We start from the raw sequence: 25,020 nt of genomic DNA on the forward strand, positions 1-25,020 counted from the left end.
ATCAAATGGAATCAAACAATGTCAAAACTGATAACTACACTCGCACTCGCCTTTTGCCTGACGGGTTGCATGGCAACTTATGGTGGTAAGGACCCCGTGTCTCAAGAGGGCCAACTGGTGCGTTACACCTACCAATATGAAAATCAAAAAACAAATACGACAGATGCCGTTTATCGCAAGCCTAGTGCTCAAAAAAATGAAAAATTACCTGCCGTGATTATCTTGCATGACGGTGGCGGGTGGTCCACAGGGAGAACACGCCAATATGGAGATTTATTCACCACGAACGGCTACGCAACACTTGAGCCCAGATTATTTAACGATGAAAAATCACCGCGAACCTATAAAAAAGATCTCGCGAGTCTATATGCCGCGCTCGATTACCTCGCCGCTCAACCAGATGTCGATCCAAATCGTATCTACGCGCTGGGTATGTCATCCGGAGCAATCTTGACGATACTCGCCAAGACACAGATGGCCAAAGACTCCTTTGGCAAGTCGAGCGCCTCTTTTAAAGCACTGGCTGCTTTTTACCCGGTTTGCTGGTTTTTCTCTGACATCATCGATGGAAAGTCTGTCCGTGCCTTTACTGATTTTTCAGCGAACAATCTAAAAAGCTGGCAATCTATGCCAATCAAACTATTCATCCCTGAGTTTGATGATTATGAAGACAAAGACTCAACAACCTGTGCAAACTTTGTCGCAAAAATCCCCAGTAAACAGTCGCGCGATACCTTTTCAATCAAGATGTACCCAAAAGCCACGCACGGATGGGACCACGGAAAGACTTATTCATTTCAAACATGGTCAGCCTGCAAAGGTAAAGGCTGCATCAATACCAATCAATCAAATCCAAATGTGACTAGCGAAGGTTACAAAGATGTTTTGGAGTTTTTTGATTCTCATAAGTAACAAATAATCAAGTCAACCCCATCGTCCTCTCAACACTGCGCACAAGATTGAGTAACCTGGGTCCCACATCATTTTCAAGTTGATTTGGGCCAAGACGAAAAGCCGGAATTCCGCAATTAAATGCAAAAGACTCACCATCAACTTTTGCTAAAACAGGAACACCCACAGAGCGAGTTTCTTTGACGAGACCTTTTTTAGCAAAACAAAACCCCCATTTATCAAACTGCTTGAGAGCCTCGGACAAATTCGTTTGGACCTCGGCACCAGAGAAATGCTCTAGACCCGACAATTGATCCATGAGCTCTTGTCTTTCATTGGGAAACAAACCGCAGAGATAAGCTCGACCCATGGCTGTGACTAGCAGTGGTATCCGCGCACCAATACCCGCGACAACAGGCGTCACAGAGGTCGCACTGGCACAGCTTTCAACAAATAGCATTTGAGTGCCGTGCCGCACGCCCAGTGACACCACACCTCCAACCTCGTTAGCGAGTTCCTGCATGAGAGGTCTCGCGATCTGGCGAATCTTCATATTCGCCAGAACAGGATAAGCAGCGGTCAGTATCGAAGTCCCAAGCGTGTACTTGGAGAGTGACGCTACGTATTTGATATAACCGAATTTGGAGAGCGTGTAGGTAATCCGGGAAACGGCGGGCTTGGATAAACCTGTAATCTCAGCAATTTCCTTATTTCCCATGAATTGGGAGTTTTTATGCTTCAAACACTCGAGGACTTGCAATCCTCGGGCAAGGGTGGCGACTAAATTAGGATCCCGAGTGACATCAAAGCCCCTCATATCCGTAAATGAATCGTTAATGACACGTTTTCTAGCCATTCAATAAAGACCTGTATTACCGTGGTTGATGACGCAACCTGAATTTTTACAGGTCGAAATTATTGACTACTTTGCCAAACCAAGCTTGGACAACACAGATTTTATACTTGCATATTCTTGATCAAGTAGCGCTCTCGTTTCTTTGGGCCCATAGAAGAATGGTTTCCATTGATTCTGCTCAAGAAATGTCTGCCATTCCTTTGAGTCATTGATCTTTTGAAGTGCTTTTGCCCAAAATTCAATTTGGCTGGGAGTCATATTTTTAGGGCCCATCACACCCTGAACTGAGGATGTCGAGACATCAACGCCTTGCTCTTTCCAAGTTGGAATATTTGAAAGCGCACCTCCCATTCTTTCGGGAGAACCGATTGCAATGATTCTGAGCTTGTCATTTTTAAGTGCATTAATAAGATTAGGAGTTGTCGCCGCAACAACATCAATATGCCCACCAAGCAATTGTGTGATTGAAATCCCGGATGACTTAAAGGGGATCACACTTAAATTTTCAATTGCCACCCCAGCCTTTTGCAATGGGGACGCAATACCTACATGAATATGGTTTCCGACTGAAGTTGCGACACCTATATGCAGTTTGTTTGGATTTTCCTTCATGATTCGAATAAGGTCCGCACCATTTTTAATTGGTGAATCAGCACGCACCACTACACCCACATATTCCCTGAAAAGAAGCGCAATAGGCGTGTAATCTTCATAACTTCGATTTAACGAACCTAAGATGTGATTATTGATTATTGAGGTTGTGAGCGTCATCAAATAGTTGCCGTCACCAGGATGCTGATCAAGAACATTGAGACCCACAGCGAGATTCCCGCCAGGTCTGTTAGTGATTACAAAATTCTTGACAATATTTTCTTTTGCTAGCAAATTTTGAAGCTGTCTTGCCGCAGTATCCAAAGCGGCTCCCGCTCCGGCAGGCACAATAAACTCAACAGTAGAAGTTGGTTGCCACGATGACTGAGCGTGGATCGAGGTTGCTGCAATCAAACCACAAGCAGTAATAAGCATTTTAAGCGCTATCTTTTTCATAATGTCTCCCTATCGTTACTGTTAGGTTTACTGTGACGTAAAAACAATTCCATGCTTGGAAAGCTCTGCTATGTCTTCCCTTTTCATTCCAAGTTTTTTCTGTAGCACTTCCGCAGTATCTTGTCCGACCACGTGCCCAGCATGTCTGATCTTGCCCGGCGTATCAGAGAGTTTCGGGACGATTCCCATCATCGTTAACTCACCTAATTTTGGATGTGGAACTTTGACCAACATTTCGCGTTCTTCAAAATGCGGATCATGAAAGATATCTTCCATCGTGAAGACTTTTGATACAGGTACCTCGGCTGCGATTAAACGAGTCTCTATTTCCGCAGCCGTATAACCAGACGCCCAGTCCTCAACGATCTTGTTCACTTCCTTGACCCTCGCCGCTCTGGCCCGCTGGGTGGCATAACGTTCATCGCTGATAAGCTCCGGTTGTCCCATCGCTTTTGCCAAACGTTGAAAAATCACGTCATTGTTCGCTGCGATCAATACATAGCTTCCGTCCTTCGTTGGATAAAGACTATTCGGTGCGGTGGACGGTAGATTCGATCCCACGCGTTTAGGAATAATTTTTAAACGATCGTAGGCTGGCACATGGGGCTCCATCATGCTGAATGCTGATTCGTACAGAGTGGTATCTACAACCTGTCCTTTGCCCGTTTTTTGACGCTGCAAAATCGCCATGAGCGCACCAAATGCCGCAAACACTGCCGTATGCTCATCTGTAACAGCCAAAGCCACGCGCGCGGGAGGCCTGTCAGGATCTCCCGTCATGTGCCTGACACCCGCGACAGCTTCGCAAGTCACGCCATAGCCCGGCCTATCTTTGTAAGGCCCTGTCTGACCGTAACCACTGATGCGAACCATGACAAGACCTGGGTTGTCCGCCGACAAGGTCGAATAGTCCAACCCAAGTCGCTCCAGTGTTCCCGGACGAAAGTTTTCAACAACGATATCGGCCTGAGCAATTAACTTCTTGACTAGATTCTGTCCCTGCTCGGTTCTGAGATTAATAGAAACAGATTGCTTGTTACGCAGAATAGTGGTCGCATATAACGAAACACTTCCATCATGACTTCCCATATTCCTAACAGGGTCACCCTCCGCAGGTTCGATCTTGATCACCTCCGCGCCAAAATCCGCCAACAAACGCGTACAGGCAGGCCCCGCAATCGTCGAACACAGCTCGATAACCGTGTACCCACTCAGTGGCGCCTCGTTATCAGTCGTCATCATTTTTGAGTTTCCAATCATCTAACGCATGGGTCGTTGTTTGGGACCCAGCTGAGTTCTGTTCAATTCGTAGGCATCTTCTATCCAGTCACAGAGCAAGGCACGCGTCTCAGAGGGTTTGATGATGTCAACGATTCCAAATTTTTCCGCCGTTCTGAAAGGTGACGCCAGCTTGTGATAGTAGTTTTCAAGCTCCTGTCGCTTTGCTTCAGGATCTTCAGCGGCTTCGATTTCCCTACGGTAGGCGGCAGCGACCCCCCCTTCCACAGGAATCGATCCCCAGATCGCCGAAGGCCATGCATAGCGCAAGTTCAAGGACTGTCCATTCGGACCGAACTTAGGACCATGCAGGCCACCTCCGACCCCAAAAGCGCGTCTAATAATGATTGAGATCCAAGGAACGGTTGCCTGCTCAATCGCGCCTGCCGCACGATAGGCAATCGGTACTGTGCCTGCACTTTCGGCTTCGAGTCCGATCATCAACCCTGGCTGATCTGTAAAGTTCACAATTGGAATATGAAACGTATCGCACAGATCTACAAAGCGCTCGATCTTCATCGCGGATTTGTGCGTCATCGCTCCACCCATCACCATGGGGTCGTTCGCCATCACACCCACCGGATATCCGTTGAGACGCGCTAAACAAGTCAGCGTCGATCCCCCGAATAATCGACTCATTTCAAATAAAGAGTCTTTATCGACAATCTTTTCAAGTATTTTTCTGATCTGATAAGGCGTTCGTTTATTTTCCGGAATGGCGTCATCCAGCTTTTCATCCATCCGCCATGGATCATCTGAACACTCCGTCACAGGAGGTACTTGCCAGACATTGCGTGGCAGATAAGACAGGAACTTTTGAATTTGCTCGAATGCGTCTTCTTCAGATTTGGCAATGTTATTGACGGAACCCGCCTTCGCGGCAACCTTTGCGCCCCCGAGCTCTTCTTTGGTCACCGTCTGGTTCAATCCCTGCTTAACAACTGGCGGTCCCGCAGCGAACACCTGACCGACATTTTCAACGATGACTGAAAAATGCGCGCACGAGACCTTCACTGCCCCCAGTCCTGCGCAAGCACCCAGCGCCGCACCAACAACGGGCACAGTACTTAACAAGGGGATGACAGGCCATGAAGGGTATCCGGGAATTTTCGTCGATTGCTGCTGTTCGATCAGTCTGACGCTACCACCCGCCGTATCGACCATCCGAATTAACGGCATACGAAATTGATACGCCATCCTCTCAGCGTATAACCATTTATCTGAAACCGTAGCCTCGCTTGAACCCGCGCCGATTGTGTAATCGTCCCCGGAGATCATCACCTTTCGATTGGCGATCCTGCCTGTTCCTGTCACTGCATTGGAGGCAATGAAGGAAATTAAATTACCTTGCGGATCATATTTTCCCTTTCCAGTCGTCATCCCGAATTCACGAAACGTCCCCGGGTCTAGAAGTTTTTCAATCCTCTCCCTGACGTTTAATTTACCGAGCTCTTTCTGACGCGCCAACCTATCTACGCCACCCATTTTGCGCGCCGACTCTCTGCGTAGCTCGAGTTCGGTGTATGCAGCTTCCCAGCTCATTTTTTGTCCTCCAATTATTTTTTCATTATCAGCTCAAAAACAGTAAAATACAAATATAAGAATTAAATTCCTATATTTGGAATTTAATATTGATCGAACTAATCCCTTAAAAACCTTATTTTTGAATCGTTTGGAAACTAGGTGAGACAGATGTTCAGCAAAGTGATGGTAGCCAACCGAGGCGCAGTTGCAGCCCGTGTGCTGAGAGCCCTGAGGGATTTAGGCATCAAATCTGTCGCCGTTTTCTCTGAAGCTGATCAAGATCTACCCTACTTACAACACGCAGACGAGACCTATTTGCTCGGACCGGCAAATCCACGCGACAGCTATCTCAACCAGGATGCTTTGATCAAAATCCTGCTCGAATCTGGTGCAGACGGTGTACACCCTGGCTATGGGTTTCTGGCTGAAAATGCGAACTTTGCGAGCCGAGTCATTGAGACGGGTGCGACCTTCATCGGACCAAGCCCACAGTGGATCGATGCAATGGGTCACAAAACCCGTGCACGCTCATTAATGGCATCAAACGGACTCTCAATGGGAGCGAGTTCAGAACTCTTGAGCGGAGACCTTGACGAAGCTCTATGCGAGGCCGAACGTATCGGGTATCCCGTTCTCGTCAAACCTGCGGCAGGTGGTGGTGGTATCGGCATGATGGCTGCGCACAACCCTGACCAATTAGCCAAGGCTCTAGAAAGCGCGATCTCCTTGTCAAAGCGCAGCTTTGGGAGTGCAGAGATCTATCTAGAAAGGCTGATGACCAAACCGCGTCATATTGAGTTTCAACTCCTGGCAGATCGCGAGGGTAACGTGCGACATCTTTTTGAACGCGACTGTTCGATACAACGCCGACACCAAAAGGTCATCGAAGAGTCCCCCGCACCTCAACTACCGCGTGCGATGTTGAACACAGCTGGAGACGATATTGCCGCAGTGATGCGAAAACTGAAATACGACAACATCGGAACAGCAGAAACACTTTATGCGGGTGGCTCTGACTTTGCATTTCTCGAAATGAACACCCGCTTGCAAGTCGAACACGCCGTCACAGAGGAAGTCACAGGCATTGATGTTGTTTGCGCACAGATTCGCTTGGCTGCAGGGGAATCTCTGTCCAGTGTCCTGCCTGAAAAAATATCGATTTCTGGACACGCAATAGAGGTCCGCATTTACGCCGAGGATCCAGTCAAATTTTTCCCATCACCTGGTCTTTTGAAAGCCTTAACATTTCCAAAAGATCAAGGCATCAGAGTGGAGACAGGATATGCAGAGGGCAGTCTCATCACGCCTTATTACGATCCTTTGATCGCTAAACTCATCGCCCATGCGCCAGATCGACATCAAGCGATCAACAAATTAATCGACGCACTTGATCAAACCGTCATCCAAGGTGTGAAACACAATATACCGTTCGTACGTATGGTTTTAGATAGCGAAGAATTTAGATCTGGAAATATTCATACCAGCTTAGGTACAGACCTGATTGCGAGAAATTCTGTCAAACAAGCGTAAGGTATCTTTGAAAATTTTTATTAAATTAATATAGATTCGTTAACAAGGAACTTAAGATGACTCGCAAGGAAATTACTTCGGAAGTAACCGGAAAAGTTTGGAAGATTGTGGCTGCGCCGGGCTCCTCTATGGCGGAGGACGAAGAAATTATGATTCTTGAGTCTATGAAAATGGAGATTCCCGTAGTGATGTCCGAAGCGGGAACCTTACTGGAAATTCTCGTTGCCGAAGGTGATTCTGTTGAAGATGGTCAAGTTGTAGCTATTGTTGAAATCTGATGCAGTCTTAACACTGTGAAATATTAGTCTGATCGTATTAGAATTCAGCAGTACTGGACAATTAGAAATAAGAGAAAAAAATGCAACCTGCACGTGCGATCTACCTTGTATTGGATATGCAAAACGACTTGGTTCATGCGGATGGGCCAAACGGTAAAAGCCCGCTCGGCGAACAAGTACGCAAACGCGATCTGATTGCCAAAACCGCCCGTACCATCAAGAAAGCCAGAGAGGCTGGTTTGTTAATTGGTTTTGTTCGGGTGGGCTTCACAGCAGGCTATCCTGAATGCCCCATCAACTCCCCCGTATTTTCCGCCGCACCTGCAAACGGTCTTTTCAAGCTCGGTGCTTGGGGTACTGAGATTCACCCTGACCTCGAACAACGCGAAGGTGACATACAAGTCACAAAGCACCGTGTGAGCCCTTTCTACGCTACTGGACTTGAGGCAGCCTTGCGCGCAAGAAATGTGACCAAAATTTATTGCTCAGGTGTTTCAACACAAGCCGTTGTCCAGGCGACTGTCCGTGATGGCCATGACCGTGACTACGAAATGATTGTGCTCGAAGATCTGAGCTGCGCACACAGCGACCAAGAGCACGAGAACTCAATGGGCAGCCTCGCTCGTTTCTGCAAGGTCGAGAAATCGGATCAAGTTATTTTTTCCAATCCGTAACTTTCTAAGCTTTCATGTGCTCAGTGTTTTGATAATAAAAATACTGAGCGTCGACTTAACACTCGCGTAATAGTTTTCCATAACCTTGTATTGGATCAGCCACATTGGATTGGCGTAGACAATGCCAAAGCATAGCCTGATTGCTTGTGATGACCGGCGCTTGCAGCAGATCCTCTAGTTCATCGATGATCGACAGTACGCGGATATTCGTGCAACTTAAAAAATATGCATCGGCATCGGCGCGCCTCATACTGAGTGCTTTGTCGCGCCATTCTTGTGGTGTGATGCTGGCAGTAGAAACTGTTGAAGGTAGATTTAAACCAATCTCATCCAGTACCTTAAAGCCAAAATGATTTAAAAACCTGACCTCAGAATCATTCACGGATTGTTGATATGGAGTCAGCATGACAATTCGCCGCGCATGCAATGTATTGAGAGCGGCGACCAGGCCTTGTGATGTTGCAATGGCTTTCTTATTCGCTACTTTTTCAATGCGCGCGACAAGTTGATCTCCCATCGCGGGATCTGAGGTCGACACCGCTGTGCAATGAAACACGATGACGTCGATAGGCGCAGCGCCCAACAGCTGGGCAGCCTCCTCTGCTCCCTCACTCATTTGCCTAAGATCTTCGGGGTTTGTACCGTGCAACTTCAGGCGGGTAGTGTGAAACGAAACACCATCAGGAATAATCGCTTGAACATCCGCTTCAGCCACTACGTTGCGATTAGGCAAAATCATGCCCACTCGCAGACGCTCACCGTAATCAGGGAAGCGCTTTGGGGTCAACATACACTTAGCCCTTTGAAAGCCATCGGGCTCACTCCATCAATTGAGCTGGATATTAGCAATCTTGATGACCTCCGCCCAAGTTTTGATTTCAGCATTGAAAAATTCCTTAAACATTTCAGGTGTCCCGCCCTGGGGCTGGGCACCCAATGACTCCAAGCGTTTGGACACCTCAGGCGAAGAAATTGCCTGATTAAACAAGGAATTAATCTGCTTCACAGTGTTGCTTGGAATGCCTGCTGGTCCAATGACTCCCCACCAGACAAACACTTTGAACTCGGGGAGACCTTGCTCGGAGAAAGTAGGGACATCTGGCAAAGAACTGGAACGGGTCGGACTGGTGATACCAAGTGCACGCAGCTTTCCTGAGTTGATGTGTGGTGTTGCTCCCAGTTGATTGTTAAAAAAGAGCTGGATTTGACCACCCATCAGGTCCGTATACACTGCCGCACCACCTTTGTAGGGAACATGAACGCCATCCATTCCCGTCTGACGCTTAAATAACTCAAAAGCCAAATGCTCTGCAGTTCCACTTCCACCAGAGCCAACATTAAAACTCCCTGGCTTGGCTTTCGCCTGAGCCAAAAGTTCACTGACATTTTTAGCTGTAACCGTAGGCGCAGCAAGGAGAACCATCAGCACCCTTCCCACCAGCACAATCGGCGTCAAGTCCTTATCTGCATCATACCCAGGGTTGGGGTATAGACTTTTATTTACAGCATTCGCATTCGAACCTAGTAAAAGCGTATAACCATCAGGATCGGATTTAGCAACGTATGATGAACCAACATTACTCCCTGCTCCGACTCGATTTTCGACGATAACAAGTTTGCCAAGCTTTGTAGAGATATAGTCTGCCAATGTACGCGCGACTACATCAACTCCCCCACCAGGCCCATAGGGCACAATCAGTTTAATTGGCTTAGTTGGATAATCCTGGGCGCTGACAGCACCAGCCGCGAAAACGGACGACAGCAGAACGAAACCAAATGCCACAACGGCACGACGCGACACACTAAATTTCATATTAAGTCTCCAAAATTCTTTTTTATTGCTAGTCACATATTTATTTAGAGAGGGTTTAAATAAACCCTTGTGCTAGCTTTCTGTATTCAAATATATTGGGTGCATACTCCACTGTCAATCAATAAAATAAAGAACCTCTTGATGACGCCCATATCCCCCTCACTTCTGTTCAATCCTTTCGAGCTCGCAGGCAAACGTTTGCGAAATCGAATTGTGCATGCCTCGATGACCACACTAACTGTTCGCAATGGATCCGTCGCTGAGGAACAAATAGCGTATTTCGAAAATCGGGCGCGTGGTGGAGCAGCAATGCTGATCACCGAGCCACTCTCGATGTCGCCGATGCAAGCAGTTCCAACCAAGACGCATGTTTTCAATCCCGACAACGCTGTGGGCCTCACACGCATGGCAAAAGCAGTTGAACAGCATGACTGCCGACTCTTGGGTCAGATTCAAGATCCGGGGCGGGCCAGACATCATGCAGGTCGGCATCTGAATGCGATTGCGCCTTCAGTATTACCCGATGATATGAGCTGGTCAGTGCCACGCGCTCTAACCATTGAAGAGATCGAGAAGTTTGTCAGTGACTTTGCCGAGAGCTCTGCTCTGTTGCAATCTTACGGTTTTAGTGGCGTTGAATTGTCATGTGGACACGGCCATTTATTTCATCAGTTCATGTCGCCGCAGTCTAACGTGAGAGTCGATAAATATGGTGGCAATTGGATCAATCGATGCAGATTCATCAGCGAAATTGTGACTGCTATTCGTAAAAAATGTGGCGATGATTTCATTGTCGGACTCAAGCTCCCTGGCGATGATGGTTTACATGGCGGAATTGGTCCCGAACAAGCGATCATTATTGCGAAAATCTTGACTGCAAGCCGAGAAGTTAGTTACGTATGCTTCGCCCAAGGCACACACGCTAACTCGCTTGAAATGCATATCCCCGATCGATTCGGACCACGCACTCCCTATCGTGAAATGATCAAAACATTAAAACAAGCGATTCCGGAAACCCCAGTCATATCACTCGGTCGAATTAGCGACCCAGCCGAGGCTGAAGCCATCTTGGCTTCAGGAGAAGCAGAGCTGATTGGAATTGGACGTGCCCTGATCGCTGACCCAGCATGGCCACTCAAAGTCGCACAATCGCGTATCAATGAAATTCGCTATTGTCTGGCATGCAATACGTGCTGGGACACAATCATCACCCGACACGAGCCACTCGCATGTGTCAATAATCCCAGAGTCCGGCAAGCCGACGAAGTTGATTACTGGCCAAGCAAAACGACCAACACCAAGCGCGTCACCATCATAGGCGCGGGCATCGCGGGAATGGAGGCTGCCTGGATCGCCGGTGCTAGAGGACATCAAGTCACCGTGCTCGGCTCCGGCGCCCAAATCGGAGGTAAAGCTTGGCTACGCTCACATTTTCCGGGTGGCGAGGAGGTCAGCAGCGTCTATGACTACCAAACTATCGCCGCGATGCGCAGCAATGTACAGATCGAACTAGGTCTCACAGCGACCGTCGCAGACATTCAAGTCCTGAATCCAGACGTTGTGATCCTCGCAACAGGTGCGACGATGATTCTTCCTTCCTGGTTGCCAACCGACGTGCATGACGAAGGATTTGTCGTTGATCTGCGAGAGACGATGACGGGACTGCTGGGAGTATCTTCGAAACAACCCGGTACCGCAGTGATCTTTGACATGGATCACACCGAAGGAACCTATGCGATGGCAGAACGACTGTATGAGCTGTTTGAACATGTTGCGATCTTGACACCTCGCCATTCACTCGCGGACGACATGGCTGTTGTGACACGTCAAGGGGTGCTGCGACGCTTGTACACGAAAAAAATTGAAATTCATCTACTTGCATTACCAGTGTGGACTCACGAAGTCGAAAATGGCATTCTTACATGGGAGCATGTCATCACCCACGAGCGACATCAGATTAATAATGTTGCATTGATCACATACTCCACACCGCGGAGCAGAAATGATGAGCTTGCAGAACCATTAAGGAAACTTGGTATTGATGTAGTTTTGATAGGCGACTGCAAGTCACCTCGAGATATGATCGCCGCAACCTCAGACGGACATTTAGCTGGTCATCAGGTTTGATTAAGGGTGTGGTTTAGATTCAAACCTAATACCGCTCCCGCATCCTCTCAATCATATCCCTCACCTTATCTCGCAGGGTCGGCGGAGCGATCACTTCAACATCGCTCCCCTGGCGCAAGATATCCTGGATCAACTCCCAGTCTTCGCCATAGGGGACTTCTAGTTGGTACGAGCCATCGGGCAACATGGTGCTCACCTGATCAGGATGCCAGATTTCATTGGCTACCCATTGTGCACGAAAGGGAGTGAACTTGAGCGTCGCAACCTGTCGTTGCTTGCCATTGAAAATGCCATAACTTGATTCAAACACTTCACGCAACGTCGCCGCATCGATCTCCTGCGCAGCCTCCTCAAGCAAATCCACCGAACGGAGTGCATCGACTGCAAAACTGCGAAGCCCTTCTCTCAAATGACAATATGCATCGAAATACCAGTTGTCCCGGTAGTACACCAGATGCTGGGGCGAAACGGTCCGCTCGCTGACAGTACCCTCCTGGCGAGAGTAGTACTTGATCAGTAAACGTTTCCGATTGATCAGAGCTTGCGCCAGTATTTGAAAATACTCGCTCACGACCTTGCGTTGTCCCATCGGGATGATGCGAATACGCGCTGAGGCTTCTTTGGCACTACCCGTCCCTTCATCTAGCAAGCCTTCCAACCTAGACTTAAAAGGCAAAATGTGCGGTGCCAATAACCCTCCAGGCTCGAGCTTAGAGATCATCTCCAGCATCGTCAGGACTGAGTGAATCTCTTGTTCGCTAAACCAGACACCCGGCAGCTCAAAAGTGCGTGCATTGCTGGGCTGCTGCGTCAGTGCATACCCACGCAAGCTTGAGTTCCAGGCAAATGGGATGCCAAGCCGATCACGCATGTACGCCAGATCACGATTGAGCGTTGCACGTGACACCTCGAGCGTCTCAAGCATCTGCCGCATCGTGACCGAGGGCTGGGCCATCAGCATCGTTTGAATCTTGTAAAAGCGTTCAGTGCGATCCATGAGGCTCCAATTCCACACGTACAGTTTGAAACCTAATTTACACGTTTACGGGTGCTCTTTTTTCAGTTTAGGCGTGATTTAAAAAAAGAAAAAACAGTAGCATCCAGTGAGACACCTCATTGGTTCAACATCTAACAGCCACAGAACTCTTTCCGCCTCCGAGCTCAAACCTCACCCCCTCCGGACGTATTGTTGCTTCATATAGAAATACCTCTGCGGAGTTCTTGCTGCATTTCATGACGACACTCACCTGCTGCGGATTTTCAACAGTCATACCCATGGTTGAGCACATCATCTCCATCGGTTGAATGACTTCAAGCGCCTGAACTTCTAATCCCATGAACTCTCCACCAAAAGCCTGACTCATTTCTCGAGTTTCCTGACAGGTCAGTCCCGGGACAGAAAACTTTCCCCGCAACTGCGCTGGTATCGTTCGTGCAGAGACTGGAGGTCTATTTTTTTCAAGGCTCTTTAAATTTTGAGTAGCCTCTGGAAAACCATACGTCGATGCATTTTGAAAAAGAACTTCGGCAAGATAAATGTTGCGAGCCACTCCCTTGCCGTCGCGATACAACTCACCTAAATTATTCAGCGCACCCAGATTGTTCAGGTCACTACCCTTGCGGTAGGCTTCGATCGCCTCTGTCACGTTATTCACTTTTTCCAGAGCGCGACCATATTGAAACCAGAGTTGCCCGTCTTTAGGGGCTACAGTCACTGCCGCCTTGCAGGCAGCCACTGCCTTGGCTCCGTCAAGCTTTGCATAAGGGACGCCCGGCCCTTTACGATCCGGATCAGCCGGAGAAGCAGCCAGTGCGTGACAGGCAGCGGGTTGCGCATGTGCAATATCTGACATCACAAGAAATGACGTCACAGCGGTGATTAGCAATGATTTCATATTCAGGGTTCCATTGTTGTTAGAAATATTACCCTTAAATCGACAATGCTTTCCAAAAAAACAATTAATCATAAAAAATCTGCGATCTCAAATCTCTTTGCACCACCGCATGTAACTTTCTAATCACTTGATAATCATTCGGTTGGCAGACCATACTCGGGCGTTGCGCCTGAACGACGCGCTGAACCGTCAGGACTTGTCCGCGCAGGCGATATGTGGACTGATAAAGCAAACCCGACTCATCAAAAGCTGCATCCGCCGGTATTCGAGTGATCTTTGCCTCAGATGGAAACTCCACTTCATACGTTTCCTCATAACGATAGGACCGACACACAAACGGAAACAACACTCGCTCTTTAGGTCGATTAAAGCTCAAACGATTGATAAAAGACGGCGTTAAACCTACAGGCACGCTGAGCGCCCCTGGTCCGGGAAAATTAGCGACTGGATCGAGTGTGAAGCTGCCCCGATTGGTAAAAGGCGTATCCAAATCTCGAGCATCTGAGGGCGTGTAATGTCCCTCCCCCGACTGCCGATTCGCAGACAAATTCGACTGCGCAAGCCTTTCCTTATACTCCCCCTCATGATCCATAAAGCTCAAGCGCGCACTGTAATCCGCATAACCCGCGTACTCCGAATACACCGTCCCTGTCATCTGACCATCGGCTTGAATCTGAATATGCGTGAGCGATTTGATCCAGTTGGTTAAGGCGTCAAGCTTGGGGGTGCGCCCCAGACGATTCAGTGCAGTCAAGACAGTAGGCTTGTCCATGACACTGATTGGCAAAATACCAAAAGGCGCGAGCTCAGCCGTCGGATCAAGATACAGATCCCATTGCGGGATATAGGTGATGACATGATTAAACGGGCTGATGGATCCTAAGCGCGGCATCTCATACGCGCTGCCTGAGTTGATCATCGCCGTCGAAGCTTCAATCCCTTTTGCGGCAAGCAATGCAATCAAGAGCGTCGTCTTGTCCTTGCAATCGCCATAGCGATTGCGGATCACCTGGTCGGCAGGATTAGGCACCACACCGCCCGAGCCAAGAAATATCGCCACATAACGAATCTCTTTGGAGACCCAGTGATACAAGGCCGCGGCTTGCGCTTTTGGATCATGTATGCCAAAGGTTATCTCATCGGCCAGCTTCTGCACCTGCATCGTGACCGCTGTCTTGGGGGCCGCGGACTGCTCATACACCTGACCAACTGCCAAGGGGCTCACAAACGTAGATAAATGCAGATAGGGTCCGAAATCACTCGCCGAAACCTGACCACTCTCGGCGTGCTGGATCGCTGCCTGGCTATAGGTATAACGATAGCGTACCTCGCCATTAGGACTGTCAGACAGTCGACCACCCTCAAATCCACGACTATCCGCGAGAATGTGGATGGCAGGGTCATGCGAAATATTGAACTCTAGCTGACCATATTCAACAGATGTCCCCAATGATCTGCGAAACATAAACTGTCTTGGAAAAAGTGGCGTATGCGTTTTACGCAGCACCGTTGAGTGCGCACGCGCTCCAACATTGATCTTGGGAAAAATCACCACCTGAGTCTTGCGAGAGGTAAACATCGCCGCCCCCTCGGAGCGTTCTTCATCGACGACTCTGATCGCATCTGCCGCCACAGGGATTCGTTCACCCGAAGGCAGTTCGGTGAACGCCTCAAGCACCTCCACAGTCTGTCGGTCGCTGTAAAAGTCCACGTCATCCTGACTGACCAACTCAATCGCCGCTGGGGACTTAACCCGCGTGACACTCTCGATCTTCTCGTGAAAAGTACCGTCGGCCCGCACATGAATCGTGATGACCTGGCGCTCAATGGCATAGAGACTCTTGTGTGGCTCTTGGGTCTGAGCGTGCGCATGCATGGAAACAAAAAATAGCGCACAAACCGTTTGCAGAGTCAAAGCTTTAAACATGCCGTTCACACCATTTATTCAATTGCAATACCTGCGACATCCACGATACACGTTTGCACCGATCTTTTGCCACTTTAAAAAAGATATTTAAAAAGAAAACAAAGTCGCATCTGATGAGACACCCGGCTGCTTAACCTAATACTTCGCACCCCAATTCCCTCCACACATCACAACAACAAGACAGGCAAAAAAATGAGCATCTCCAGACTGTTATCCCTCTTGGCCATACTCGGGGCTTCGCTCCTGCTGGGCGGCTGCGCCTCTATTACTGGCGGCACACAACAAAGCGTATCCGTTGAAACCAGACAAGACACCGCTCAAGTATCCGGCGCAGCCTGTGAGTTGGTGAATGCAAAAGGTAAATGGTTTCTCACCTCCCCTGGCTCGGTTCAAATCCAACGCTCCAACGATGACCTTCAGGTCACCTGTAACAAGGCCGGCCTCGAACCCGGACGAGCCTCCGTCACCTCGATCGTGAAACCGGGCATGGTAGGTAACTTTTTCTTTGGCGGAATCATCGGCGTCGCGATCGACCACGCATCGGGCGCAGCCTATGACTACCCCAACATGATTCAAGTCATGATGGGACAAATGACCAAAGTCGGCTACACCGAAGGACATGCGACAACACACACCACAGCTACGCCCGCCGGCTCTCCCTCAGGAGTTACAAAAACCAGCGTCACCCCTGCAGGCACCACGACTACCGAAACATTGACATTAACGCCAACAGGCACTGTCGCCAGTAGTACGGCCACCTCATCAGCCACCTCATCAGCCACCTCACCGGCCAGCGCGCCACAGGCGACAGCTCCCCCAGCGAGTACCGCTGCAGCAGCCAATCCACCCGTCGCACCCGTTTCCCTCGATGCCGCCAAAAACCAATGCGTGGAGCTTGGCATCAGACCTCAGACCGAAGCCTTTGGACAGTGCGTGATGAGGATTGCGAAGTAGTCAGCGCTTTAGCACTCTATCGCACACATCACTAAAGCCAGAGTCTTTTTCATGTTGGATCTCCTGTTTTGGAGATGATGCGCGACTTACTGTCTCACTGGGTGACACAAACTGCAGCACACCCATTTCAAAATCACATAAAAGACTACCGCGATGCGAGATTTAGCTATTTAAACGTAGCACGGACCTTCAATCAAAGGATGTGACTTGATGAAGTCCATATCCAGCGTTAAGCCATAACCTACACCTTCTGGAGGAGAAACACATCCGTTTGAGTCCAATTTATAAGCGACTTGACCCGCAAGATGGTCTCTAAAAGGATTTAATCCAGTGACATCGCCTTCGAAATAACCGGGATTATCCACGCCGCATAACAAATGCAAACTACAAGCCATATTGATTGCTGTTGCTGATGTATGTGGGTTAACAGTCAATTTTTTTGCACCTGCCATTGCTGCTATACGCATTGTTTCCGTTATGCCACCTGTTTTAGATAAATCAGGCTGAAGATAACGCACGCAATTGTCTTCAATCAGCGTATCGAATTCGTAACGAGTGTAGTGATTCTCTCCTGCAGCCAAGGGAACATTGCTCATCTTTGCCAATGTTGCGTAAGCATGACGATCCTGAGGTGGAAATGGCTCCTCAAGCCAGGCAACCTGAGCTTCAGCAAATGCTGGCAGCACTCTAGCCGCAGCCTCCAGCGTGTAATTTGTATTTGCGTCTGTCAGGATCTCAATATCATCTCCAACAGCCTTACGCACAGCCTGTACTCTCGCGATATCCTTCTTGGGTGTATCGCCCATTCGTAGCTTCAGCGCTCGATAGCCATCACTGATATAACCAAGCGCCTCCTGAACCAAACTCTCTGGCTCTTGCCAACCCAGAGCAATGCCGCCCGCATAGGCTTTGATCGGTTTCGAGGTGCCACCTAACATCCGATAAAGAGGTTGATTCGCTTGTTGACAGCGGATGTCCCAAAGAGCTTGGTCAAGTCCACTTAATGCCAAAACGGCAGCAGCGCCCATGCCATGGCTTGCAATCTGCATTTTATAGACGCGCGCCCATACTCCGTTCACGTCTGTCGCATCCATTCCCAACACCAATTCAGACAGTGTTGTATCAATGAGCTTGGCAATTGCGCCCGGACAACGCCCGTGATGTGATTCGCCCCAACCGGTCAATCCCTCGTCAGTATCGACTCGTATCAAGACAGCATCACGCTTGACACTACGTCCGATACCCAATGTGACTGATTTGTTGGCGGGTACAGGGAAAGAGATTGGAACTGCTTGTATACGTGTGATTTTCATTTGAAATTAGTCCTTAAATACTTCAGGATTGACAACATTTTTGGGGCGTTCATTTTTTAATAACGCCAACATTGTCTGAACTGCACCCTCACTCGTCACGAAAGAGCTACTTTCCGTGATGCCTGCACAATGAGGCGTCAACATCAAATTAAGACAATCAAAAATTTGCTCTGTACCCGTCAGAGGCTGCTTATCGAACACATCCAGTAAAGCGCCGCCCAAACGCCCCTCTCGAAGGGCAATCACCAACGCATCCGTATCAACGACTGGACCGCGCGACACATTAATCAAAATCGCACGTTTTTTCATCGTGGCGATTGTGCTGTGGTCGACAAGATTTCTGGTTTGATCAGTTAAAGGACAGGCCAAGACAACAGCATCGGACTGAGCAAATAACAATTCCTTATCCGCAGCAATCACACCCTTAGGCAATGTTTCAGGACGACGTGTCAGGCCAAGAACTTTCATGCCGAGGCCTTGCGCCATCGAGGCGATCAATGAACCGATTGATCCTACGCCGACAATGCCTAAGGTGCTCGCTCCGAGCTCCAAATAATGATCGGCTGCGGGCCGAGCTTTAGACCAGCCATCTTTTCTCAGTGAAGCATCCATTCCTGCCAAGTTGCGTCTTAAAGCAAGCATGCCAGCGATGCAATACTCCGCGACCGCTTGAGAATTACAACCGGGTAAATTCGCGACCGCTATCTTTTTTTCTGTGGCAGCCGGAACCGGAATCATATCCAGACCCACTCCGTGTCGCACAACTGCGCGCGTCAAGGGAGCATCTTCAAAGATGTCAGGAGGCAATTGATTTCTAACAATGACACCATGAACATCTCGAATGAGTCGCTTGTAGGTCGAGGCTTGGGTGTCAGGTGCAATCACTATGTCGCATTGTGATGCTAATAAAGCCTGCATATCCGGGTGGATAGGGCTAGTTAGCAATACTCGAGCGCGCGGATTATTGTGCTTCAAAGAACGGCACTCCTTTTTTTATTGGATTGACCAACTGTCCTAATCCCTCCAAAGAGACTGTTACCTGTTGTCCAGGCAAAAGCCAAGCCTGAGGTGAGTGCGTTGAAGCCCCACCTCCCGGAGTTCCGGTGGCGATCACATCGCCTGGTTCCAGTGGAAAGCGATGGGAAATCCACGAAATGAGTTGAGGAATACGAAAAACCATATTTTCCGTGGAGCCATCTTGAAGCAAACGGCCATCAACCTCTAGTTTGATTCTGATTCGATGCGGATCCACAATCTCATCTGGAGTAGCAATCCATGGTCCCAGCGGAGCTGTAGCAGGTAAATTCTTGCCACGCAGAAAATTCCCTCTATCCCGTTTGAGTAAACCTGATCCACTTACATCATTGTGAATGGTGTATCCAGCCACAAAGCCCATCGCCTCGGATTCTGAGACACATATAGCCCGGCGTCCTATGATGGCAGCAAGTTCGCCCTCGTAAGCCACATCACCCACATCAGGCGGAATCAGTATCGGCTCATTCGGACCGATGACCGTTTGCCCAGAACGAAAGAAAACGACAGGTTCAGCTGGTGGTGGCATACCTCTTTCAGCTAAAGCATCGCGAAAGTTAAATGCTGCACCCATGACTTTTCCTGGCCTTTGTAACGGAGCGAGGAGTTGTGCTGAATTCAGCTGCACAAGCGCTTCATTGGAAAAACTATAGGATTGAATACGTGACTGCCAAACAAGCAAGCCCGCCTCGATCATCGCAAGCAGACACGCAGGGGTAGAACCCATCAGATCAACACACGCTTCGTGTCCCAAATCCAGAATCTGATCTGTATCAGGCAAGAGCACGCCAGCGCGAGGGATCATCGCATGTTTACCAGCACCACCACCAGATTTCAAAACAAAGGTAACAAACCGCATAAACAATATCCTTGGGGCTTATAAAAAATTGAGATGCCTGTGTATTTAGGCAACGCGATACTTGTTCAATATTTCGCGATTAATCTCAATTCCTAATCCCGGACCTGTTGGAATTTGAACAACACCTTTGTTTTGAACGATTGGTTCGACAGACAAATAGTCACGGAAAGGATTTTCACATTGCTCAAACTCTAGCAATGGAGGAAAGGGTCGGTAGCTTGGTGGCTGGTCAGGCAACGCACCTAAAAAATGCAAGGTTGCGGCTAGGCCAATCGCAGAGCCCCAAGCGTGCGGCACACACTCAACACCATGTGCACTGGCCAATGTCGCAATCTTGCGGCATTCGCTGATCCCTCCTGCAGCGCATACATCCGGCTGAATAATATCCATGGCCTTTCGAACAACGATATCTCTGAATCCCCAGCGAGTAAATTCATTTTCACCCCCGGCTACAGCCATATCCAAAGCCCTAGTTACTTCGACATAGCCATCAAGATCCTCTGGCGAAATAGGCTCCTCGAACCACTCTACACCCAGTTTTTCAAGTTCTCTGCCCAGACGGATAGCCTGCGGAACCGTAAAACAATGATTTGCATCCACCATCAGACGAGCTTTATCTCCAAGTGCTTGGCGGACGGCAGCCACACGCTCGATATCAAGCTTCATATCCCCTAGTCCGATTTTCATCTTGATCGCGGTGAAACCCTCTTCTTGATATCCCTGCGCTTCTTCAACAGCCTCCTCGATCAATCTATTCATATCAATGAAATAGAGTCCCGTGGCATAACAATTCACCTCTGTTCGGAAAGAACCCCCGATCAGCTTATGAATAGGTTTACCCACTGACTTGCCAATGATGTCCCATAGCGCAATGTCAATGCCACTCATTGCACTGGTCACCATCCCTTTTCCGCCATAATCTTTGATACGGTTATAGAGATATTCCCAAATCACCTCGACATCAAACGCATCGCGCCCGATGATATGGGGTGCTAACTGCGTTTCAATGAATGCGCGTGCAACTTGAGAAGGCCCATAACACTCACCCCAACCAACGATGCCATCGTTGGTCTCAATTTCGACAATACAAGATCCTCGCGTCTTATAAAGCCACCCTCTGGACGAAGTGAAAGGGCGCTCGACTGGGGCCGCTACGACATGACAAGTCACTTTTTTAATAATACTCATGAGTTCTTTTTTTCCGTGATTGGTTCTAAATTCTGTGTCAATTTATTTCTTTTGATTGGCGAATACTTTTTCCCCAACCTCCACGAGAGCCGCCGTCACTCCAACAACCTCTTTGTTCAGGGCTTCTCCAGTTAGATTGTCGACCACGGCACTGCCCTCGGCCGACAGTTTCTTAAATCGTTCGCTCTGAATTGCTTCGCTGAACATCGCAATCAAACGATCTTGAACGGCCTGTGGAGTTTTTGCTGGAGCGACCAAGTAAGCCATCTGGACGAGAGGTCCATAAGGAAACACGTCATAGCCCTTGGACTTGAAAGTTGGAACATCTGGCATCGCCTGTAAAGGCTCATTGGCAAATACACCCAGTGCCCGCACAAGCTTGCCATCAATTTGCGCCTTACTCTCCGAAGGCTTGAGGACTGCTGCATTAATCTGACCACCTGCCAGATCTGCAATCACGCGTGATCCGCCTGTGTAAGGCGCCACAATGATCTCGCTCCCCGCAATACGGCCGGTCATGAGAGCAAAGATATGATTCAAATTATTGCTGCCAGGTGTACCAATCGATACTTTGCCCGGGTTCTTTTTAACAAATGCGATAAATTCATCCAGATTTTTATATGGACTGTTGTAGGGCACTAAAAGCAGCAGAGGATCGGTTGTGACTCTTGCGATTGAGGCAAACTCACTATTTCGCAAGGGAGTCAGGTTTTGAGCAATCAATGCCAAGGTTGAACTCGTCCCCATGCCAATTGTGTAACCATCTGGCTCTGCCCTGGCGACTCGTGTCATACCGATTGATCCTGTCGCGCCTGGTACGTTTTCCACCACAACCCTGATTCCCTTCTCGCCGAGAATGCTCGACAAGGCTCGCGCAGAAATATCATTTGAGCCACCCGCATTCCATGGCACGATCAGACGAATCTCTCTGCTCGGAAAAGTATTTTGCGCAAGAACAGGTGCCGCAACGGTCAGTGCAACCAATGATCCGACTAACGAACGGGCAATGCGTGAAAAGATGTTCTGTTTCATTCCAGCTGTCTCCTGATTCATGAAATTAAATTTCTCTATTTGTTATTTGTTATAACATACAACATTTGTGCAGTCGATGCAATTGCATTTGAATAAACCGCTTAAGTTATTTTGTTTGTCTTTCCATCAATAGAGCATAGACATCTGCTCGAGCACTTTCGATGTCTGCATGAATCGCAGCGGCGGCCTGATCAGCATCACGCCTTTTCAGTGCGTTCAGTGCATCCACATGGTGTGAATAGCGTTTCAATCCTGGCTTGTATTCTGGCAGTGCAAGATTCAAAGTTGGCCCGCATCTTAGCCAGGCGCCTTCAATCACATCCTGAACGATGGGCAACTGGCTGATTTTGTAAATGCCGAAATGGAATCGATTATGTGCAGCAAGATACTTTGCACCCTGAGCAGTCTCAATCGATTTTTTCATATCGAGCATCGAGCGCTCTAACCCTTCAAGCTCTTCAGTTGTCGCCAAACGGGCAGCAGCCGCAGTAGCCATAGGTTCGAGGTTTGCTCGTATTGCCATCAGCTGATCAAATTGATGCGCGTCCAACAAAGGAACAGTGGCCCCACCGCCTTGCCCTACACCCCCACGATCCAGCACCTTTTCAGCAATCAAGTGATTCACAGCATCACGGACAGGCGTCAAACTGATACCAAGCTCATCAGCCACATCCCGCAAAATGATCCGAGCACCTGGGGCATAACGCCCTTCAAGCAGCGCCGCTTTGAGAGTCAAGTAGGCCTGATCCCAAAGGGTTCGACGCTCGATAGGCTTTAGAGACTTGGGACGAATCATGGATTAGACCGAGAAGATTTGATCGGATTGTACTCAGATGATTCAAAGCAGCGCTAGTTCTATTCAGTTTGAGCCTCTAGCCTTATCTCCTCATGCCTGCATATATCAATTAGATTTTGCGTGGCAGGCGAAAGCGTTTTATTTTCCATCGTAATAGCACATAGCACCCGAGAAAAAGCTCCATCCGAAAATGCGATCTCAGTCACTTCTGAGGTTTTGTAAGCTTGAAATAATGAACGGGGAAGTATTCCAATTCCATGACCCGCAGCGATAAAACTAACCATTGAGCTGATACGCTCTACTTCGAAAACAGGTGTGATTTGATAACCGCGAGCCTTGTAAGCCGACTCAATCAGTTGTCGGACATTGCTATCAGCCTTCAGGGATATGTGAGGATATTGAGGAAGTTGGGACCATTTCACATTTTTGTTTTTGATAAGTGGATGTTTGATCGGGCAAATTAACACGAGCTGATCAGTAAATAATGGCTCTTGTTTGAGATCTTTAGCTGTTTCTTTTTTAGGAGCAAAAGCTACGTCGACCTTCTGACTCCTAAGCATTTCAATGCATTGTTCAAATAGCTCTTCGTAAAGAGTAATTTGAATATCCGGGTAAATCTTGGTGAATTTCTTCAGAGCTCTAGGCAATAACTTTGCCATCACGGAAGGGGAAGCCGCGATAGAAATTGCCCCCTGTCGTCCCTCGACGAGTTCGGCAGTTTCGCGCATCGTTTGATCAAATGATTCCAACAGTTTTTTCGCCATTGGAAGAAAACTCAACCCTAATTGAGTGAGCGCAACGCTTCGCGTATGGCGATCAAAGAGACGTCCCCCAATGGATTGTTCTAGCTGTTGCACAGCGGTACTAAGGGCTGGCTGTGAAATATGAAACGCTTCGGAGGCCTTGCTAAAACTTAATGAGTCAGCCACGGTGATAAAGACCTCGAGCTGACGAATGGTCAAATGTCGACGTGATGTATTTATTTGCATTATTTATATATATATAAATAATAACTATAAAATTTAATAAATATAACACTATGCTTACTCAAAAAAATCGATCATTAAAGTGATCGTCACTACCTCAATGGAGACTAAAAATGAATCAAACAGTTGCCTCGCGCGAAACTATAAAAATTACGCCACTCGACGGAGCACTCGGTGCAAACGTAGAGGGTGTTGATTTTTCAACGCCATTAAATAATGCAGATCGCGAAGCAATTGAGAAAGCTTGGGCTGACCACTTGGTACTACGCTTTAGGGGCGTCGGCAAACTTTCAGCGGACGAATTGATTATGTTTTCTAAAAACTTTGGTAGTTTGGATGCTCGACCCATCAGTACTTCAGACAGAAATCCCTATTTTGAAGTTGATAAGCCAGAAATAACCATTATTTCTAATGTGTTGATGGACGGAAAACCGATTGGTGGACTTGGTTCATATGAGGCTGTATGGCATTCAGATATGACATATGTCGATCAGCCACCAAAAGGGAGTTGTCTCTATGCCGTTGAGATTCCACCAAGCGGTGGTGATACATATTTTGTAAATATGTACGATGCTTATGAAACGCTCAATTCTGCAATTAAGGAAAAGATCAAGAATCTGTTTTGCATTCACGATGCCAGTCGTAATAGCGCCGGAGAATTAAGGAAGGGATTCAAAGACAACGATGACCCAACACAAACTGTCGGTGCCCGTCATCCCTTAGTGCGCCTTCATCCAGTCAGCCAACGTCAATGTTTATTTTTAGGTCGTCGAAGAGGTGCTTATATCCCGGGCTTATCTTTATCGGAAAGTGAAGATTTATTAAATCAATTATGGGAGCATGCGACGCAGCCTAAGTTTGCATGGGGCCAACAATGGAAACTTGGGGATATGGTCATGTGGGATAACAGGTGCACGATGCACCGTAGGGAGGCATTTGACACATCGAGCAGGAGATTGATGTTGCGCACTCAAATTTCGGGTGAAAAAGTCTTGGCATCTTGATTCATTCGATCACAAT

Annotated in this window: 23 protein-coding genes; 7 read left to right on the plus strand and 16 right to left on the minus strand. The window is 48.3% G+C overall.

What is annotated here, in order from left to right:
• Positions 1 to 18: 18 nt before the first annotated feature.
• A complete protein-coding gene (locus tag QWY30_RS05375; protein WP_290238924.1) occupies positions 19 to 912 on the plus strand; it encodes a dienelactone hydrolase family protein in 894 nt (297 codons plus the stop codon).
• Positions 913 to 919: 7 nt separating this feature from the next.
• Here the strand turns inward: QWY30_RS05375 and QWY30_RS05380 are convergent, their stop codons facing one another.
• The 4 genes from QWY30_RS05380 to QWY30_RS05395 form a co-directional block, all read right to left on the minus strand.
• Complete coding sequence (locus QWY30_RS05380; protein ID WP_290238925.1) at positions 920 to 1,747, minus strand: IclR family transcriptional regulator; 828 nt, start codon at positions 1,745 to 1,747, stop codon at positions 920 to 922.
• A 66-nt stretch (positions 1,748 to 1,813) separates the two neighbouring features.
• Positions 1,814 to 2,794 carry a Bug family tripartite tricarboxylate transporter substrate binding protein gene (locus QWY30_RS05385; protein ID WP_290238927.1) on the minus strand — a complete coding sequence of 327 codons (981 nt, stop codon included), beginning with the start codon at positions 2,792 to 2,794 and terminating at the stop codon, positions 1,814 to 1,816.
• 27 nt (positions 2,795 to 2,821) lie between these two features.
• Entirely contained in the window at positions 2,822 to 4,036 is a 1,215-nt protein-coding gene (locus tag QWY30_RS05390) for a CaiB/BaiF CoA transferase family protein (RefSeq protein WP_290238929.1), read from the minus strand.
• Between the two features lie 18 nt (positions 4,037 to 4,054).
• A complete protein-coding gene (locus QWY30_RS05395; RefSeq protein ID WP_290238931.1) occupies positions 4,055 to 5,614 on the minus strand; it encodes an acyl-CoA carboxylase subunit beta in 1,560 nt (519 codons plus the stop codon).
• Between the two features lie 150 nt (positions 5,615 to 5,764).
• On the opposite strand from QWY30_RS05395, the gene QWY30_RS05400 reads away from it, so the two are divergent.
• The 3 genes from QWY30_RS05400 to QWY30_RS05410 all read left to right on the plus strand — a co-directional run bounded on the left by QWY30_RS05400 (position 5,765) and on the right by QWY30_RS05410 (position 8,078).
• The gene (locus QWY30_RS05400) at positions 5,765 to 7,126 is read left to right on the plus strand and encodes an acetyl-CoA carboxylase biotin carboxylase subunit (protein WP_290238933.1); all 1,362 of its coding nucleotides are present in this window, start codon (positions 5,765 to 5,767) and stop codon (positions 7,124 to 7,126) included.
• 56 nt (positions 7,127 to 7,182) lie between these two features.
• Entirely contained in the window at positions 7,183 to 7,404 is a 222-nt protein-coding gene (locus tag QWY30_RS05405) for an acyl-CoA carboxylase biotin carboxyl carrier protein subunit (protein ID WP_290238934.1), read from the plus strand.
• Positions 7,405 to 7,484: 80 nt separating this feature from the next.
• A complete protein-coding gene (locus QWY30_RS05410; RefSeq protein ID WP_290238936.1) occupies positions 7,485 to 8,078 on the plus strand; it encodes a cysteine hydrolase family protein in 594 nt (197 codons plus the stop codon).
• Between the two features lie 55 nt (positions 8,079 to 8,133).
• Here the strand turns inward: QWY30_RS05410 and QWY30_RS05415 are convergent, their stop codons facing one another.
• Both QWY30_RS05415 and QWY30_RS05420 read right to left on the minus strand, forming a co-directional pair.
• The gene (locus QWY30_RS05415; RefSeq protein ID WP_290238938.1) at positions 8,134 to 8,868 is read right to left on the minus strand and encodes a maleate cis-trans isomerase family protein; all 735 of its coding nucleotides are present in this window, start codon (positions 8,866 to 8,868) and stop codon (positions 8,134 to 8,136) included.
• Between the two features lie 36 nt (positions 8,869 to 8,904).
• A complete protein-coding gene (locus QWY30_RS05420; protein ID WP_290238940.1) occupies positions 8,905 to 9,891 on the minus strand; it encodes a Bug family tripartite tricarboxylate transporter substrate binding protein in 987 nt (328 codons plus the stop codon).
• A gap of 141 nt (positions 9,892 to 10,032) precedes the next feature.
• On the opposite strand from QWY30_RS05420, the gene QWY30_RS05425 reads away from it, so the two are divergent.
• On the plus strand, positions 10,033 to 12,018 hold the full coding sequence (locus QWY30_RS05425; protein WP_290238943.1) for an oxidoreductase: 1,986 nt from the start codon (positions 10,033 to 10,035) through the stop codon (positions 12,016 to 12,018).
• A gap of 25 nt (positions 12,019 to 12,043) precedes the next feature.
• Here QWY30_RS05425 and QWY30_RS05430 read toward each other — a convergent pair whose 3' ends face one another.
• From QWY30_RS05430 to QWY30_RS05440, 3 genes are all read right to left on the minus strand, one after another.
• Positions 12,044 to 13,015 carry a helix-turn-helix transcriptional regulator gene (locus QWY30_RS05430; protein ID WP_290238945.1) on the minus strand — a complete coding sequence of 324 codons (972 nt, stop codon included), beginning with the start codon at positions 13,013 to 13,015 and terminating at the stop codon, positions 12,044 to 12,046.
• A 124-nt stretch (positions 13,016 to 13,139) separates the two neighbouring features.
• Positions 13,140 to 13,913 (minus strand): tetratricopeptide repeat protein, encoded by a 774-nt coding sequence (locus tag QWY30_RS05435; protein WP_290238946.1) that lies wholly within the window; start codon positions 13,911 to 13,913, stop codon positions 13,140 to 13,142.
• Between the two features lie 64 nt (positions 13,914 to 13,977).
• Positions 13,978 to 15,840, minus strand: a complete 1,863-nt coding sequence (locus tag QWY30_RS05440) for a DUF3857 domain-containing transglutaminase family protein (RefSeq protein ID WP_290238948.1) — start codon at positions 15,838 to 15,840, stop codon at positions 13,978 to 13,980.
• Between the two features lie 192 nt (positions 15,841 to 16,032).
• On the opposite strand from QWY30_RS05440, the gene QWY30_RS05445 reads away from it, so the two are divergent.
• Positions 16,033 to 16,794, plus strand: coding sequence for a hypothetical protein (locus QWY30_RS05445; protein WP_290238950.1), 762 nt, complete (start codon positions 16,033 to 16,035; stop codon positions 16,792 to 16,794).
• 170 nt (positions 16,795 to 16,964) lie between these two features.
• On the opposite strand, the gene QWY30_RS05450 is transcribed toward QWY30_RS05445, so the two are convergent.
• The 7 genes from QWY30_RS05450 to QWY30_RS05480 form a co-directional block, all read right to left on the minus strand.
• The gene (locus QWY30_RS05450) at positions 16,965 to 18,107 is read right to left on the minus strand and encodes a mandelate racemase/muconate lactonizing enzyme family protein (protein ID WP_290238952.1); all 1,143 of its coding nucleotides are present in this window, start codon (positions 18,105 to 18,107) and stop codon (positions 16,965 to 16,967) included.
• A 6-nt stretch (positions 18,108 to 18,113) separates the two neighbouring features.
• Entirely contained in the window at positions 18,114 to 19,082 is a 969-nt protein-coding gene (locus QWY30_RS05455) for an NAD(P)-dependent oxidoreductase (RefSeq protein ID WP_290238954.1), read from the minus strand.
• On the minus strand, positions 19,069 to 19,998 hold the full coding sequence (locus QWY30_RS05460; protein ID WP_290238956.1) for a fumarylacetoacetate hydrolase family protein: 930 nt from the start codon (positions 19,996 to 19,998) through the stop codon (positions 19,069 to 19,071). The genes QWY30_RS05455 and QWY30_RS05460 overlap by 14 nt, the downstream gene beginning before the upstream one ends.
• 45 nt (positions 19,999 to 20,043) lie before the next feature.
• Positions 20,044 to 21,186, minus strand: a complete 1,143-nt coding sequence (locus QWY30_RS05465) for a mandelate racemase/muconate lactonizing enzyme family protein (RefSeq protein ID WP_290238958.1) — start codon at positions 21,184 to 21,186, stop codon at positions 20,044 to 20,046.
• Between the two features lie 42 nt (positions 21,187 to 21,228).
• A complete protein-coding gene (locus QWY30_RS05470) occupies positions 21,229 to 22,218 on the minus strand; it encodes a Bug family tripartite tricarboxylate transporter substrate binding protein (protein ID WP_290238959.1) in 990 nt (329 codons plus the stop codon).
• Positions 22,219 to 22,324: 106 nt separating this feature from the next.
• On the minus strand, positions 22,325 to 23,014 hold the full coding sequence (locus QWY30_RS05475; RefSeq protein WP_290238961.1) for a GntR family transcriptional regulator: 690 nt from the start codon (positions 23,012 to 23,014) through the stop codon (positions 22,325 to 22,327).
• 59 nt (positions 23,015 to 23,073) lie between these two features.
• The gene (locus QWY30_RS05480; protein WP_290238962.1) at positions 23,074 to 24,003 is read right to left on the minus strand and encodes a LysR family transcriptional regulator; all 930 of its coding nucleotides are present in this window, start codon (positions 24,001 to 24,003) and stop codon (positions 23,074 to 23,076) included.
• Between the two features lie 110 nt (positions 24,004 to 24,113).
• Between QWY30_RS05480 and QWY30_RS05485 the strand changes: the two genes are divergently transcribed.
• Positions 24,114 to 25,004: a TauD/TfdA dioxygenase family protein gene (locus tag QWY30_RS05485; protein ID WP_290238964.1), complete on the plus strand. Its 891-nt coding sequence runs from the start codon at positions 24,114 to 24,116 to the stop codon at positions 25,002 to 25,004.
• Positions 25,005 to 25,020: the final 16 nt, after the last annotated feature.

It is taken from the genome of Zwartia panacis, assembly GCF_030410395.1.
Classification (GTDB): domain Bacteria; phylum Pseudomonadota; class Gammaproteobacteria; order Burkholderiales; family Burkholderiaceae_B; genus Zwartia; species Zwartia panacis.

Excerpts from the sequence above, each read along its gene's own strand:
- QWY30_RS05375 (WP_290238924.1), top strand. The coding sequence starts at position 19 with ATGTCAAAACTGATAACTACACTCGCACTCGCCTTTTGCCTGACGGGT.
- QWY30_RS05380 (WP_290238925.1), bottom strand. The coding sequence starts at position 1,747 with ATGGCTAGAAAACGTGTCATTAACGATTCATTTACGGATATGAGGGGC.
- QWY30_RS05385 (WP_290238927.1), bottom strand. The coding sequence starts at position 2,794 with ATGAAAAAGATAGCGCTTAAAATGCTTATTACTGCTTGTGGTTTGATT.
- QWY30_RS05390 (WP_290238929.1), bottom strand. The coding sequence starts at position 4,036 with ATGATGACGACTGATAACGAGGCGCCACTGAGTGGGTACACGGTTATC.
- QWY30_RS05395 (WP_290238931.1), bottom strand. The coding sequence starts at position 5,614 with ATGAGCTGGGAAGCTGCATACACCGAACTCGAGCTACGCAGAGAGTCG.
- QWY30_RS05400 (WP_290238933.1), top strand. The coding sequence starts at position 5,765 with ATGTTCAGCAAAGTGATGGTAGCCAACCGAGGCGCAGTTGCAGCCCGT.
- QWY30_RS05405 (WP_290238934.1), top strand. The coding sequence starts at position 7,183 with ATGACTCGCAAGGAAATTACTTCGGAAGTAACCGGAAAAGTTTGGAAG.
- QWY30_RS05410 (WP_290238936.1), top strand. The coding sequence starts at position 7,485 with ATGCAACCTGCACGTGCGATCTACCTTGTATTGGATATGCAAAACGAC.
- QWY30_RS05415 (WP_290238938.1), bottom strand. The coding sequence starts at position 8,868 with ATGTTGACCCCAAAGCGCTTCCCTGATTACGGTGAGCGTCTGCGAGTG.
- QWY30_RS05420 (WP_290238940.1), bottom strand. The coding sequence starts at position 9,891 with ATGAAATTTAGTGTGTCGCGTCGTGCCGTTGTGGCATTTGGTTTCGTT.
- QWY30_RS05425 (WP_290238943.1), top strand. The coding sequence starts at position 10,033 with ATGACGCCCATATCCCCCTCACTTCTGTTCAATCCTTTCGAGCTCGCA.
- QWY30_RS05430 (WP_290238945.1), bottom strand. The coding sequence starts at position 13,015 with ATGGATCGCACTGAACGCTTTTACAAGATTCAAACGATGCTGATGGCC.
- QWY30_RS05435 (WP_290238946.1), bottom strand. The coding sequence starts at position 13,913 with ATGAAATCATTGCTAATCACCGCTGTGACGTCATTTCTTGTGATGTCA.
- QWY30_RS05440 (WP_290238948.1), bottom strand. The coding sequence starts at position 15,840 with ATGTTTAAAGCTTTGACTCTGCAAACGGTTTGTGCGCTATTTTTTGTT.
- QWY30_RS05445 (WP_290238950.1), top strand. The coding sequence starts at position 16,033 with ATGAGCATCTCCAGACTGTTATCCCTCTTGGCCATACTCGGGGCTTCG.
- QWY30_RS05450 (WP_290238952.1), bottom strand. The coding sequence starts at position 18,107 with ATGAAAATCACACGTATACAAGCAGTTCCAATCTCTTTCCCTGTACCC.
- QWY30_RS05460 (WP_290238956.1), bottom strand. The coding sequence starts at position 19,998 with ATGCGGTTTGTTACCTTTGTTTTGAAATCTGGTGGTGGTGCTGGTAAA.
- QWY30_RS05465 (WP_290238958.1), bottom strand. The coding sequence starts at position 21,186 with ATGAGTATTATTAAAAAAGTGACTTGTCATGTCGTAGCGGCCCCAGTC.
- QWY30_RS05470 (WP_290238959.1), bottom strand. The coding sequence starts at position 22,218 with ATGAAACAGAACATCTTTTCACGCATTGCCCGTTCGTTAGTCGGATCA.
- QWY30_RS05475 (WP_290238961.1), bottom strand. The coding sequence starts at position 23,014 with ATGATTCGTCCCAAGTCTCTAAAGCCTATCGAGCGTCGAACCCTTTGG.
- QWY30_RS05480 (WP_290238962.1), bottom strand. The coding sequence starts at position 24,003 with ATGCAAATAAATACATCACGTCGACATTTGACCATTCGTCAGCTCGAG.
- QWY30_RS05485 (WP_290238964.1), top strand. The coding sequence starts at position 24,114 with ATGAATCAAACAGTTGCCTCGCGCGAAACTATAAAAATTACGCCACTC.